The sequence below is a fragment of the Aerococcus sp. UMB1112A genome (assembly GCF_030230715.1).
Taxonomy (GTDB): Bacteria; Bacillota; Bacilli; order Lactobacillales; family Aerococcaceae; genus Aerococcus.
Map to the genome: position 1 here is coordinate 1 of NZ_JASPDS010000019.1, position 14,394 is coordinate 14,394.

Genomic DNA, 14,394 nt, shown 5'->3' on the forward strand with positions numbered 1-14,394 from the left:
TAGACTCTGATTGTGATGCGCTTACTGAGGTGCTTTCAGATTGACTCGCAGATACTGAGCTAGATTCAGATTGTGACGCACTTACTGACGAGCTTTCAGATTGACTTGCAGATACTGAGCTAGACTCAGACTGCGAAGCACTTACTGACGAGCTTTCAGATTGGCTGGCGCTTACTGAGCTTGATTCAGATTGTGACGCACTCACTGACGAGCTTTCGGATTGACTTGCAGACACTGAGCTAGACTCTGATTGCGAAGCACTTACTGAGGAACTTTCAGATTGACTCGCTGACACTGAGCTCGATTCAGATTGTGACGCACTTACTGACGAGCTTTCAGATTGGCTGGCGCTTACTGAGCTGGACTCAGATTGTGACGCACTTACTGACGAGCTTTCAGATTGACTTGCAGACACTGAGCTAGACTCAGACTGCGAAGCACTTACTGACGAGCTTTCAGATTGGCTGGCGCTTACTGAACTTGATTCAGATTGTGACGCACTCACTGACGAGCTTTCGGATTGACTTGCAGACACTGAGCTAGACTCTGATTGCGAAGCACTTACTGAGGAGCTTTCAAATTGACTCGCAGATACTGAGCTCGATTCAGATTGTGACGCACTCACTGACGAGCTTTCAGATTGACTTGCAGATACTGAGCTAGACTCTGATTGTGATGCGCTTACTGAGGTGCTTTCAGATTGACTCGCAGATACTGAGCTAGATTCAGATTGTGACACACTTACTGACGAGCTTTCGGATTGACTCGCAGACACTGAGCTTGACTCAGATTGTGAAGCGCTCACTGATGAGCTTTCAGATTGACTCGCAGACACTGAGCTTGACTCAGATTGAGAAGCGCTCACTGACGAGCTTTCAGATTGACTCGCAGATACTGAGCTTGACTCAGATTGTGACGCACTTACTGACGAGCTTTCAGATTGGCTGGCGCTTACTGAGCTTGATTCAGATTGTGACGCACTCACTGACGAGCTTTCGGATTGACTTGCAGACACTGAGCTAGAGTCTGATTGCGAAGCACTTACTGAGGAACTTTCAGATTGACTCGCTGACACTGAGCTTGACTCTGATTGTGACGCACTTACTGACGAGCTTTCTGATTGTGATGCGCTTACTGACGAGCTTTCTGATTGACTCGCAGATACTGAGCTAGATTCAGATTGCGAAGCACTTACTGATGAGCTTTCTGATTGGCTGGCGCTTACTGAGCTAGATTCAGATTGCGAAGCACTTACTGACGAGCTTTCGGATTGGCTGGCGCTTACTGAACTTGATTCAGATTGTGACGCACTCACTGACGAGCTTTCGGATTGGCTGGCGCTTACTGAGCTGGACTCAGATTGTGACGCACTTACTGACAAGCTTTCTGATTGTGATGCGCTTACTGACGAGCTTTCGGATTGACTCGCAGATACTGAGCTAGATTCAGATTGTGACGCGCTCACTGACTGTGATTCTTCTACTGCTGAAGCTGAAGCACTTTGTGATGCACTCACTGACTGTGATTCTTCTACTGCTGAAGTTGAAGCACTTTGTGAAGCACTTACTGACTGTGACTCTTCAACTGCTGAGGTTGAAGCACTCTGAGATTCAGATTGAACAACAGATTCACTGTTTGAAATACTATTGTTATCTTTCGTCACATTTACTGTAACCTTAGTATCATCTTTTGTTCCATCTGGATAATTAACCACAACAGGAATCGTTACCGTACCGTCTTCAGGACGTCCCTTACCCGGAGTAAAGGTCACTTGACCAGTATTAGGATCGATCATTGCTGTATCTCCAGTGTTCGGATCAGTCCAGTTCGTACTCCCATCCCCAAAAGTAAAGCTTGTACCAGCTGGTGGTGTCACATTATCTTGATGGGTCTTCGGACCAGTTGGATTTTTTGGATCATTTGGAATTTCACCACTGAAGCTTGGAGTTACAGTCGTTGATGTTGGATTTTCACCTGATTCTACTTGTCCAGTTGGGTAAGTTGGTTGATAAGTTTCATTGTTTGGATTATCAACAATCACTTTTACCGTTGCTGGATCTGTCGTCCCATCTGGATAAGTCACAGTTACAGGTACTTCATGAACTCCTGGACTGTTGCCGTCTGGTAAAGCACTTGGATCATCAACTTTTACGGTTGGCGTTTTACCTGGATAAGATGGATTTTCTTGGTAATTAGGTACAGTTACCGCGTTATTGATCTCATCTTCAGTTGGCGCTTGACCATAGTCTTTCTCAACTGGTGTTACAGTTGGATCATAGAGTTCATTCTCAGGCTTGCGGGTAATGTCAACATAGACATTGACGGTATCTGTTGTGTTATCCGCATAAGTAATGGTGACTGGAATTTGAACCTTTTGGCCAGCCTTGCCTTCAGTAAAGCTTGCAGGGATAGTGATTGAGCCGTCAGCGTTGACGGTGACACCTGCTTCGCTTGTTGTGAATTGGCTAACTTCTGGCTGAGCCACTTGACCGTTCTTGATGAAGGTTGGTGCAGCGACGGTGTCAGCTTTACCCTCTTCAACAGAAACATTGTCATAACCTGGCTCGAATTCTTCAGCCATGGTAACTTTTTGCCATTGGGCATAGACGGTGGTTGAGTTTTGGAAGGCGGTTTCCCGAGTAATGTATTCTCCTGAACCATCCTGAGCGGTATTCCAGCCTAAGAAACGGTAACCTTCCAAGGTCGGATCCTTGGCCATATTGCCTTCAAGACCGTTGTTGGTGTAGCCCACTTCATTGGAGAAGTCTTCGTTACGAGGAACATCGGAGTTCTCGATGGCTGTCGTGTTGCCTGCTGCATCATTAGTTTCTACTGGCGCAGCGTAAGTCATCACGTGACGAACAGAGGTCCCGTTAGGATTATTGAGGTCGTAAGTCACCTGGATAAGAACGCGGGCGATAACCGCATCTGAACCTACAGCTGTTTGGATGGCTTCTTGATCTTCAGATAATGCTCTTTCCTGTTCAGCACTAGCAATTGTGTAATTAAAGGATCTTGCAACGATTGGCGAGTCCTTGACAACGTGATCAGTATCTGAAATAGAGTATTCGAACTTGTACAGTCCTTTACCTAGCTCTGGATAGGTCTTATCGCCTTCAACCGTATATGTTGCACCTGGTTCTGCGGTATCGCTAGACAAGGTTTTTACGTAACGCGTTTGTCCAGAATTAGCATCAATATATGAAATCTCAACTAATTGGTTAGGGACATAGGTATAACCCGTAATTATCTTATCAAAGTCATACATGTCCTTAACTACTGGCATGTATTGAGTACGGTCAAGAAGAGCAGACGACTGAACTTCTGTACCAATTAGCATTCTCGGAGCAAAACTCTTTTCAGCATGTCCTTCACCAAAGTCAGCAACCTTTTTGCCACCAATATAAATTTCACCAGAGTTATTAACTAGATTTCCTAATTGCCCTGTAAATAACTTAATTTCTGTGCCGGGATTCACTTTAATATCATAGGGCATAGTATAAGTATAAGTTTTCCCACCATTAGAAACGTCAAAGTCGTAACGATCGTAGACTCCACGACCGCCTGTTGAGTTAGGATAAATTCCTAAATTACCAAAAATTGGTGCGTCGCCAAGCTTCATAGCTAGTTTATTCGCTGTTTCTGCTAAGTTAACCCCTGATTCACTACCACTAATTCCTTCATTAAGAGGCTTTGCAAAGTGAATTTCAACAGTTTCTCCTTCTCTAGCAATTCCTTCATCTGTAGTCAAAATACTCAAGCGATCAATACCCTTTGGAGTTTCTAACAAGAAAGAAGTATGCACATCTATAGAAGTCATTTCTGGTTCTTGGCCATTAATTGTTGGGTATAAACTCTTAAGATTATCCGAATCTATATTTAATGTTGTTAAAGTAAAAATTTGATCGGACAAACGATTTCCTAAATTATCTGTGAAACCGTTCATGTCACCTTCAGTATAAATGACTTGACCAGTTTCCGAATTAGAATCAAAATCATTAGGTGCATAAATAACATATGCCATATTGCCAACTACATTTACTTGGTCTCGAGTAAATCCTGTTCGAGTCTGATTTGGATTCACTCCGGCTTGTGCTCCAGATGTTTTCGATGGTTCAACGTAACCAATATAGCCAAATTCATCATCTTTTAAAACATCAAGCAGCGACTTGTCAAAAGCTAAACGATATGCAAATGAATTACCATTTTGTGTTTCATTTGCGGTAGTTGCTCCTTTGACCGTCTGAGTAGCGATATATAATTTATTCTCTGAAGGCTTATATGAAACATTATTTTGGCTTGATATAAACGATGGAGCTTGATCAGCCAGGAAGCTGCTGACTACTTGTAAGTAGGGAGATAAGCCTGTTTTTAAATTTGTCTCATCTAATCTTGGTATGGAAGCTGCGGATGTATAGGAGCCATACCCTGTCAGTTCTATATTTGAATCGCTAGTTCCGCCCATATAGCGCGTATAGACTCTGCTTCTCCTATCAAGGATTCGAGTTTGAATCGTTGTATCAATATTATCTAATTCTTCTCGAGTGGTATTTCTTAAATACAGCTTTATTGGCGTATGCTGAGCAAATGTACCTTGTTCCATATCAATAAACCGCATCAGTTTATCTGTTGATGAATTACCATTTGAAAAGCGTTTTATGCCATTTCTACCACTATAATAAGACTTAGTCCAATCAACCCGTTTTTCTAACTCATCTGACACTTTCAAGTTTACTTGATCCCAGACATTAGCTGATCTTAAGAAAAACGAATAAACCATATCGATAACAACATCGCCATCTGGAGTTTCATGATATCCCTTATAGTTCAGCTGATAAGAACCAACTGGGTCTGATATATTATTAACTACTCGTAATTCTTGACCATCTTCTAATGGCCAACGCGAAAGGCCCTGTCCTTTAATAGACTGCTCATCCCAGTTAGGCTCTAGATAATACTTCTTACCTGTAGCTTCATCTTCAAAATACTTGCGGCCGTCTTGGTCGGTCTTAGGGGTTAAGATGGTATCTGCTGTGGTTGAATCGTTGAGGTCAGAGATAATCTTATCGACCTCTGCCGTGGATTGGGCAGCATCGATCTTAGCTTGGACGGCTGCCACATGGTCTGGATCAGCGCTAGTGGCTTGCGAATTTGTGGCTTGGGTCCGGGCGTCGAGGATGGTCTTGGCGCTCGCTTTAGCAGACTCTTTGATGCGATTAAGTTCCGCTTCCTTCTGCGCTTTTTCTTCAGCGGTTTCCTCTTGAGGCTCTACATTAGCCGCAGGATATTTTGTTTGAGCTTCTTTGACTACCGCACCAATTTTTTCAATGGTGTTGGCAGCGTCGATTCGAGACTTGTAGAAAGCTAAATCACTAGCTGCTCCATCATTATGAGCTAGAGCTTTTTCTAGGTCTTCCTTGACCTGTGCCTTATTGCCTGCGAGATTGCTTACAGCTGCATAGTAACCTGCTTGGCTGCGGTCATCTTCTTGGGCAGTCGAACGTTCTAAGCCTGCTTGGAGATTCTCATCTTCACGTGCCGCTTCGTCCTGGGTCTTACCATTGGCTTGAACACTTGCTGCACCAGCCAGAGCAGTTACTTCCGCACCATTCTGGGCAATGACTGGATTGACTGCTGTATCCAGGTCAAAACGAGCCTGGTCCACATTAAAGACCTGGCTGCTTGTTCCCGCTTCAAGACGTGTTTGAGCCTGAGCTTGTGGTGCTTGATCAGCGGCGGACTGGTCTTCTAGAACGGTTTCACGGCTTGCTTCATCGGCAGATTGACTGTCTTCAGCTGCCTTATCACTTGTTTCAGTTTCAGAACTTGCCTCTGATTCAGACTCACTCGCTTTGTATCCTTCAGAAGTCGAAGTTTCCGCACTTTCAGACAAACTAGCTGCGTCAGAGCTTGATCCACTGGCTGAAGCGGATTCAGATTCTGAGGCACTGATAGAAGCCAACTCGCTCGCAGAAATTGACAGTGATTCACTAATTGAGAGCGATTCGCTGATGGAAGCAGATTCGCTTAAAGATGCTTCATCTTCTTGACCAGTTGCTGTTTCACTCACTATATCTTGGCCTGGTGCTTCAGATCCAGCCGATAGTTCCGCTGTTTCTGCTTCAGCTAGGGTTTCCTTCTCATAGGTCTTCTCTGTGGGGAGTTCATCCGCAGAGACCTGGGCGGACGTTAGTCCAGCCCCACCAACTAGGGCTCCCAAGGTGGTTAGCCCCTTGAACAAGTGGCCCTGGCCGCCGAGGTCAAGGTCTTGTGAAATTTCAACATCTTCAACAACTTCTTGGCTGCCAAAGAAACGTAAAAGGCCAAACTTCGACAGGCAAGTACTAACCCAGTTCTTCCCTGACTTATGAAGTTTGACACGGGTCTTACGTTCCGTCTCCAAAAAGTCGCCATGTCTAAACTTTCTCTTCATAGACTCTCCTTCTTTTCTTATAAAAACTCACGAATAGACATAATAAATGCTTAAGTACTTTAGACTTAAAAATGACCGCCAATGTGATCATCACGGGCAGTTATAACCATTTAAGCAAAAAATAATTATAGTTTCAAATTATTATATTTCTCTTCTATGAAACACTAAAAAAAATCCTTTTTGTACTAAAAACAGGTGATTTTGTATTCCATTTTGTTTTCATTATTATAATTTTTATCATCATTTGCTAATAAATAAATCAAAATGTTCTTCCCTTAACGAATAAAAAGACCACCTCCTGCTTAAATAAGCAGGAAATGATCTTCCTTACCAAGTGGCTTAATTGCCTCGTGCCAAGCTTTCCTTGTGGTCGGCTTGGATTTGGGATAGGGTATCTGGTTCAAGGATTAAATCGAGGGCGGTGCAGGCAAGGAGGATGGCCGCAATGCGGATGGACTCCAGGCCTTCTTCCGATCCCGCAGCATCCACCAAAGCCTGGGAATGTCCAGGAATGTTTTCTTTGGAGATAGCCAGGAAGGGTTGGATGGTTGGTACGGCATAGCTGACATTGCCCACATCAGACGAACCGTGAGCCTGGCTGTCAGCTTCCCCGATGTCGTCTGTTGTCAGTCCAGCCCAGGCGATCTGCCTGAAGAAGAGGCGGTCGAAACTCTCAGTAATGATCATATCGTCCACCTTGTTCTGGAAGAGGCCGAACTTGAGCTCAGCTCCTGTCCCATGGGCCGCCCCTTCCGCAATCCGCTTCACCTTCTCGCGGACCTCGTCCAGGGTCTTCCGGTTCTTAGCTCGGATATAAAAGCGGCCCCGGCTATAGTCTGGCACCACATTGGCCGCCTGACCCCCGTCCAGGATAACGCCGTGGATGCTGACGTCCTTGGGTAGGTGGAAGCGGAGGGCGTCGATCCCGACAAAGGTCTGGATCAAGGGGCTAAGGGCAGAAATGCCGTCTTCGGGTGCGGCCGTGGCGTGGGAGGACTTGCCGAAGAACTCAATGTCTACGGGGTCATTGGCTAGGAGATGGCTGGTGGGAATATGCTTGCCCGATCCCGGATGGGCGCAGAGGGCGGCATCGACATCATCGAAGAAACCCTCACGGACAAAACTTTCCTTGGCCGAGCCATTTTCGCCCCCTTCTTCTCCCGGCGTCCCATAGACCCGGATCTCACCACCAACTTGGTCAATCACAGACTTCAGGGCAGCAGCGGCCAAGCTTGAATAATTGCCGAAGAGGTTGTGGCCACAACCATGGCCCAGCCCCTCTAAGGCATCAAATTCTGCCAGAAAAGCCAGAACTGGCCCTTCCTTAGCGGCTTGGTAGCGGGCATCGAAGCCGGTCGGATGGCCGGCAACATCCCGCTTTACGTTAAAGCCCTCAGCCTCCAATTGCTTGGTCAAGACATCCTGGGCAAAGTACTCATGGTTAGAGGTCTCTGGTTGGCTATGGATACGGAGAGCGTTCTCCTGGTAGGTCGTCAAGTGTTGGTCGACGAAGTCTACAATCTGTTCTTTCAACTGGTCTGCTGTCATCAGGCAGGCTCCTTTCTTATTTTTTACCGAATTCTTCCCAGGCTGCTAGATTAGCGCCTTTACTCTTCTCATCAATGACTTTCTTGGTCTCATCTGTTTGATAGCTGTCTACTACTTTTGCATAGACCGGATTGTCCTTGTCTTCTTTACGAGCAGCAACGATATTGACATAGGGTTTTGACCGTTCGTCGACTGGCTCGGTAAAGAGGGCATCCGTCTTAGGATCCAAACCCGCATCGACAGCATAACCTGAGTTCACGAGGGCAATGTCCACATCACCGAGGGCTCGAGGGGTTTGTGAGGCATCCATTTCTTCAATCTGCAAGTTCTTATCGTTTTTCGTGATGTCATTCAAGGTCGGGGTGATTCCAGCGGCGTCGTCCACTTCAATTAGACCAGCTGATTCTAAGAGGATGAGAGCCCGACCTCCATTGGTCACGTCATTCGGGATAGCTACCTTGGCCCCATCTGCCAAGTCCTCGACCTTATCAATCTTATTGGAATAAATAGCGAGTGGAGCAACCACTGTATTCCCAATCGCAACTAAGTCTGTCCCAAATTGTTCGTTAAACTTATCCAGGAAGACCTGGTGCTGGAAGGCATTGAGGTCAACATCTCCCTGGGCTAGAGCCTGGTTAGGCTGGTTATAGTCTGAGAATTTGACGTATTCTAGCTTAATTCCTTCATCTGCCAAGCGGTCACGGACACTGTCCCAGTCTCTGGTATCATCCCCCACGAGGCCGAGTTTTACTGTTTCCGTCTCTTGATTAGCTTCCTGGCCATTCCCACAGGCGGTGAGACCTAGGAGAGCAGTCAGTCCAATGATTACTGTTTTAGTCCATTTATTCATTTTATTCACTTCTTTCTATTTGCTTATTTCTTTCCAAATTCTTTCCAGGCGGCAATGTTGACTCCTTTGCCGATTTCATCGATAACTTTGGCTGTTTCATCGGTCTGATAGGCGTCAACCACCTTGGCGTAAATGGCATTATCTGCATCTTCTTTACGGGCGGCGACAACATTGACATAGGGTTCTGACTTCTCATTAATCGGTTCGGTGAAGATCCCGTCAATCTTAGGGTTAAGCCCTGCTTCTACGGCATAGTTGGAATTGATCAGAGCAATATCCACATCCCCTAAAGAGCGTGGGGTCTGTGAGGCATCCATCTCTTCGATCTGAAGATTCTTGTCATTCTTAGTGATGTCACTGAGGGGTGACGTAATCCCAGCTGCATCGTCGACTTCGATCAGACCCGCTGATTCGAGGAGAATGAGCGAGCGCCCGCCCATGGTCACATCGTTAGGGATCGACACCTTGGCCCCATCCGGTAGATCCTCAATCTTGTCATACTTGTCGGAATAGATAGCTAATGGGGTCACTACTGTATTCCCAATCCCTACTAAATCCGCCCCATACTGTTCATTGAAGTTATTCAAGTAGACCTTGGTCTGGAAGGCGTTGAGGTCCACCTCTCCTTGGGCTAGGGCCTGGTTGGGCTGGTTGTAGTCTGAGAACTTGACATATTCTAAGTTAATCCCTGGTCAGCTAGGGTCTCCTTGGCAATATCCCATTCCCTGGTGTCGTCTCCGACCAAGCCTAATTTAACGGTCTCTGTCTTTTTCTGAGCGCCTTGGCTCCCGTTAGCGCAGGCGGTCAGACCTAGGAGGGCAGTCGCCCCAATGACCAGTGCTTTCGTCCATCTCTTCATATGAACCGCTCCTTATCTTTCCAATAAAAAAGTCCCCTGCCCGGTTTATCACCAGACAAAGGACGACGTATCGTGTTACCACCTTTAATTCAGAGCCTCAGCTCCCTTAACCCAACCACTATTATTAAGTGAATGGTGCTCCAATTAGCGACTGAGCTAAGCCGGGAAGAACTCTGATTGCCCTTCCTCTCTCCAAGGCCATCTTCAATCTTCCTTCACTTAGCCCCTTCCACCACCAGGGCCTCTCTAAAAAGTTCGAAAGATTTACTCTCCTTATCAACGAGAACTCTTTATTAATGATAGATTTAGTCTAACATAGGCTAGCTGTTGGAAACAAGCTAGGCCGCGATATCAAAAATTCATCATTTATGATCGCTTATACCGATATCAAATGATGACTAAAAGGCTTAGCCGATCGCATAGCTTCAGCTAAACTTACCAGGCTGCCTGGCTAGCTCCCCTGCTGGTCTCTTGGATCAGAGCTTTCATATCAGCTACTTGGAAGGCTTCCACCAGCTTCCGGTAACGGGAATCGCTAGCCTCGTCCTCTCTCACCGCAATCACTTGGCTATAGGCTGCCGCTTCTTCTTCTGTCAAGTCTTCGCGGACCAAGGACTCTTTAAGAGGATCCATCTTGGCATCCAAGGCAAAGTTGGTATTAATGACTACCGCATCGGCATCGGTCAATTTAGGTGGTGTCTTCGAGGCTTCCACTTGTTCAATCTTGAATTCCTTAGGGTTATCCTGGATATCTTTTAAAGTGGGATAAGTTTCTAGGGTCTCCTTGAGGGTAATTAAACCGGCAGCCTCCAACAAGTTCAGAGCCCGTCCGGCATTGGTCGGGTCCTTGGGAATAACAATCCGCGCCTTGTCCCTGAGATCATCCAAGTTGTCGACCTCATGGGAATAGAGGCCAAGGGGGCTGATCATCGTATGGGCAATAGGGGCCAGTTTGGATTTGCGGTCCCCATTAAAGTCGTCCAGATAGGCTAGCGTTTGACTGGCATTAGCATCGATACGGCCAGCTAATAGATCCTTGTTGGCTTGGTCATAGGTCATTATCTTAACCAGGTCGAGCTCAATCCCTTCCGCCTTGAGACGCTTTTGGACGGGCTCCCACAGGCGGGTATCATCCCCCATGATCCCTAGGCGAATCCTTGTCTGGTCATCCTCGGCAGAGCTGGACGGTAGCTTCCCACTTTCCAGGTTCAGACTAGTACAGCCGGTCAAAGTGATCAAAGCAAGCAAAAACAGCATCAAGAGTGCTTTATACCCCTTCATTGTCTTCCTCCTCATAAGTTCCCCTGCCCCTTCTTTAGGCTAGGCAGCGCATTTTGCTAGGAATATCTTAGCACGACCGGGCCCTAGGAACAAGAGCGGAGAAAAAGCTTTAGATAAACAAAAAGAAGCCCACCCTGGGGCTTCTCTTGCGTGTAAGTATTAGTTATCCTCTGCGTCATCTGTCATCGTCTGACCGAGTTCGGTCACTTCATCATAGAGTTCCTTGTTATCGACCCGTGATTCATCGTAGAGGGCCCGCATGTCAGCCGCTTCTTCCCGGCCAAATTCATAATCCTCATCTTGGCGGTCCACTTCCATCTTAATCAACTCATCACGCACCTGGATTTCCCGGTGGATGTGGCGGTAACGAATCGCCCACTGGATAATTAGAAGGGCAATCACGAAGAAACCGCAATAGCCGATGAAGGGATAGAGATAGGCCACTAAGGTATCAAAACCGGCGAAGGAAAGCACGAAGCCGATCCCAACCAAGATGATCATATTCCGAGTAAAGTTTTCTGGTTTTGACCGGGAAACCCGTTTGGCCAAGGCGTAGTACATCCCGATAGCCGTATTGTAGATCATCCCGAAGATGATAATGGCCATAGCCACTCCCAATCTTGGGTCTAAATTATCGAAGAGGGTCAATAGCGGCATGGAAGAGCCGAGAACCCCATCGATATTCAAACTGATTGAGAAGAAGGAAGCAAAAAGTAAGCCGCCGACGAGGACCCCACCAAAGAGGCCACCAAGTCCTGCTTGCTTAGGACTATATTCCTCGCCCCCAATGACCACCGCCATAGAAATGGCTAGCATCAGAGCCAAGCTGGTATAGTTCAAAGTAGAGATCAACCAGTTCGGCAGGGTCGTCGCTTGGGCAGCTGCCGTCGCCATGGCTTCCTCATAGGGAATCGGCATTGTATTGAGGGTATGGATAAAGATCCCGAGTAAGAAGACAATCACAAAGGGCGTCACCATCCCGATCAAACCCGTTACCTTATCCACATCCATAAAACCAGTCACAATGACCAAGGCTGAGACTAGGAGCGCCCCGGCCCAGATTGGCCAGTTGAATTGCTGGTTGAGGTTTGTCCCTGCCCCAGCAATCATAATAAAACCAGTACAAAAGAGTGTCATATTGATTAAGAAATCAATCACTTTGGAAATAAATGGTGATGAGATGTGGTTAAATACCTCACTGTGCTCTTGGACCTTGTAGTAGCTCCCGAATTGCAAGAGGACGATCCCTCCAACAATAAAGAGAATAGAGGAGATAACCAATCCCCAAATCCCCATTTTACCAAAACTTACAAAATACTGGAACATTTCTTGCCCAGAGGCAAAACCTGCTCCGATGATCACGCCGAGATAGGCGAGACCAATTTTTACCATACTTTTAAATGTATTCATATTCCTTCCTTTCCTTACACTGTTTACTATTATAAGGAAAATTAATGCAGATGCATATTTTATGTTTTTTATAGATAGCCAAATGCGATTTAAGCTTATAAAGTAAGAATAAAGCCTATTGTTAAGCTTATCTTAAGCTTTGTAACAATGAAAAAGGAGTACAATTATTGTACTCCTGAATCAACTTCGCTTTACCCCATCGTATTGATGAGCATCCGTTCCGCTTTTGAATTTGATCGTTAAAGAGCCATGGCATCGGCTCGAGCCAAGGTCTCTCGCCTAGCGAGCTTCAAACGGCTAGTAACGGCTTACGCCGACTATCCGTAATTCACATCTAGTCGGGTTCAGGCTAGCAGAAATAGCTCCTCTTCACCAAAATCCGCCGAAGACTTTCAGTCTTCTCTGGCTTTTGGCTCCAGAGGTCTATTTCTCCCGCTAGCCTTCGCACCCTGATACTTGCTTGTTCATGGCTAACGATCAAATTCAAAGCTCCACTCCTGCTCAAAAATAATTGGGTAGTCAAATTTTTTCTTTAATTACTAGTCGTAAAAACCAGTAGCAAAGAACTGAAAAAACAGATTTTAACTTAAATATTTATTGTCAGAAACATGAGCCTTTAATATTGCGTCACCAACTCTTCAAACTCATAGGCCTAGTTCTAGTCTTCAAGCAAGACCCATCGTCCAGTCAGCATATCCATCTGGTAGACCTGGCCTGTTGCTTCGTCAACTTGGTAGAGACCTTCCAAATGAGATACCCGACCATCGGGGCTGTCGACCCGGTAGTCGTACTGGGTCCGGCCGGTCTCAGGATCTTGGCTTGGGCCCATCAGATAGCTCTTTTGGGTTGCTGGAGCCTTTTCTTCCATCGGTTCAGCTTCCCTTTGTCTTGCTGGAGCTGGCTTAGTGGGCTGTAAGTTTTGTTCAGGAGCTCTTGCTGGTTGGATAGCTGCAATCTCCTGGTTTTGACGGGCTTGAACTGGTGCGATATCTTGGACACTGGTTCGAATATCGACAATGTGGGGAGCTGCGGTCAATTGATTGATGACTGGAATTTCTTTAATAAAGGCTTGACTGGCTTCATTCGGATTCATTTCTACGAGCGATTGACTAGCCGTTGCATCTGGCGCATTGAGGGCCACCAGTAAAGCGGCGAGTCCAACACTGGCAATAACACTCTTTTTCATGGGGATCCCTCCTCTATCCTTCTTAAGTTCATTGTAACACATTTGTAACATTTTGTTAATTATTATGTAAAAGAAATCCTGTGTTATGATTAAATAAAGGAAAGGAGCGATTCCATGTGCGGACGCTATGAATACCAGCTCAAGGACCCCCTCCTAGCCCACTTCTACAAGAAGTTGGGTCAGGAAAGCACGGCTGCGACAGGCACGGTCTATCCCGGCCAAGAGGCGGTCTGCTTGGGTTTAGATCCAAAAGCCAAGGTCCGGGTAGCCAGTATGCGCTGGGGCTTTGATGGTTTCAAGAAAAAACAGCTTCTTATCAATGCCCGGTCGGAAAGCATCAATGACAAGCTGGCCTTTGCCCAGGCCTTCCGCTACCGCCGCTGCATCTTCCCCATGTCCGCCTTCTACGAGTGGTCGGCCGACAAGACCCGCTTCCTCTTCTCAGCCAGCGAGGTCCTCTTCGTGGGTGGCTGCTACCAGGTTCTTCCGCAAGCAGACGGCCAAAGCCAAGCCCAAGCTGTCCTCATGACCCAGGCCGCTGACCAGGTCGTCGGCCGCGTCCACCAGCGCATGCCTTATTTCATCCACAAAGAAGACCTCCGCCCCTGGCTAAATGACTGGGCCTACGCCTCCAACTACCGGGGCCAAGCACCTGAGCTTGCCATGCAAAAGGACAGCCCCGACCGGCTCAGCCACTTGGTCACCCTGGACTTAGAATAAAAGACTGTTCCAAAAGTCAGGACTGACTTTTGGAACAGATTTTTGAAACAATTGCTATTTAAAAGAGACTGGAGCTTTGACCCAGTCTCTTTAATTTTGAATGCTTA

The 14,394-nt window shown here is 46.5% G+C and carries 7 protein-coding genes and 1 pseudogene; 1 reads left to right on the forward strand and 7 read right to left on the reverse strand.

Annotation, left to right across the window (positions count from 1 at the left end; all coding sequences use genetic code 11):
* From QP860_RS08855 to QP860_RS08885, 7 genes and pseudogenes are all read right to left on the reverse strand, one after another.
* A partial coding sequence (locus QP860_RS08855) for a Rib/alpha-like domain-containing protein (RefSeq protein ID WP_284912586.1) occupies nucleotides 1-6,433 on the reverse strand: 6,433 nt, incomplete at its 3' end.
* Between the two features lie 339 nt (nucleotides 6,434-6,772).
* Nucleotides 6,773-7,981, reverse strand: a complete 1,209-nt coding sequence (locus QP860_RS08860; RefSeq protein ID WP_070617146.1) for a M20 family metallopeptidase — start codon at nucleotides 7,979-7,981, stop codon at nucleotides 6,773-6,775.
* Nucleotides 7,982-7,997: 16 nt separating this feature from the next.
* On the reverse strand, nucleotides 7,998-8,831 hold the full coding sequence (locus QP860_RS08865) for a MetQ/NlpA family ABC transporter substrate-binding protein (RefSeq protein WP_284912587.1): 834 nt from the start codon (nucleotides 8,829-8,831) through the stop codon (nucleotides 7,998-8,000).
* 23 nt (nucleotides 8,832-8,854) lie between these two features.
* Nucleotides 8,855-9,690: pseudogene (locus QP860_RS08870) on the reverse strand (MetQ/NlpA family ABC transporter substrate-binding protein).
* A gap of 435 nt (nucleotides 9,691-10,125) precedes the next feature.
* On the reverse strand, nucleotides 10,126-10,971 hold the full coding sequence (locus tag QP860_RS08875) for a MetQ/NlpA family ABC transporter substrate-binding protein (RefSeq protein ID WP_070617143.1): 846 nt from the start codon (nucleotides 10,969-10,971) through the stop codon (nucleotides 10,126-10,128).
* A gap of 159 nt (nucleotides 10,972-11,130) precedes the next feature.
* The gene (locus QP860_RS08880) at nucleotides 11,131-12,381 is read right to left on the reverse strand and encodes a YkvI family membrane protein (RefSeq protein ID WP_083294308.1); all 1,251 of its coding nucleotides are present in this window, start codon (nucleotides 12,379-12,381) and stop codon (nucleotides 11,131-11,133) included.
* 658 nt (nucleotides 12,382-13,039) lie between these two features.
* Entirely contained in the window at nucleotides 13,040-13,567 is a 528-nt protein-coding gene (locus QP860_RS08885; protein ID WP_070616401.1) for a hypothetical protein, read from the reverse strand.
* A gap of 114 nt (nucleotides 13,568-13,681) precedes the next feature.
* Here QP860_RS08885 and QP860_RS08890 point away from each other — a divergent pair, with 114 nt between their 5' ends.
* A complete protein-coding gene (locus tag QP860_RS08890) occupies nucleotides 13,682-14,287 on the forward strand; it encodes an SOS response-associated peptidase (RefSeq protein ID WP_070616399.1) in 606 nt (201 codons plus the stop codon).
* Nucleotides 14,288-14,394: the final 107 nt, after the last annotated feature.

Coding starts and splice junctions, on each gene's coding strand:
- QP860_RS08860 (WP_070617146.1), bottom strand. CDS start 7,981: ATGACAGCAGACCAGTTGAAAGAACAGATTGTAGACTTCGTCGACCAA.
- QP860_RS08865 (WP_284912587.1), bottom strand. CDS start 8,831: ATGAATAAATGGACTAAAACAGTAATCATTGGACTGACTGCTCTCCTA.
- QP860_RS08875 (WP_070617143.1), bottom strand. CDS start 10,971: ATGAAGGGGTATAAAGCACTCTTGATGCTGTTTTTGCTTGCTTTGATC.
- QP860_RS08880 (WP_083294308.1), bottom strand. CDS start 12,381: ATGAATACATTTAAAAGTATGGTAAAAATTGGTCTCGCCTATCTCGGC.
- QP860_RS08885 (WP_070616401.1), bottom strand. CDS start 13,567: ATGAAAAAGAGTGTTATTGCCAGTGTTGGACTCGCCGCTTTACTGGTG.
- QP860_RS08890 (WP_070616399.1), top strand. CDS start 13,682: ATGTGCGGACGCTATGAATACCAGCTCAAGGACCCCCTCCTAGCCCAC.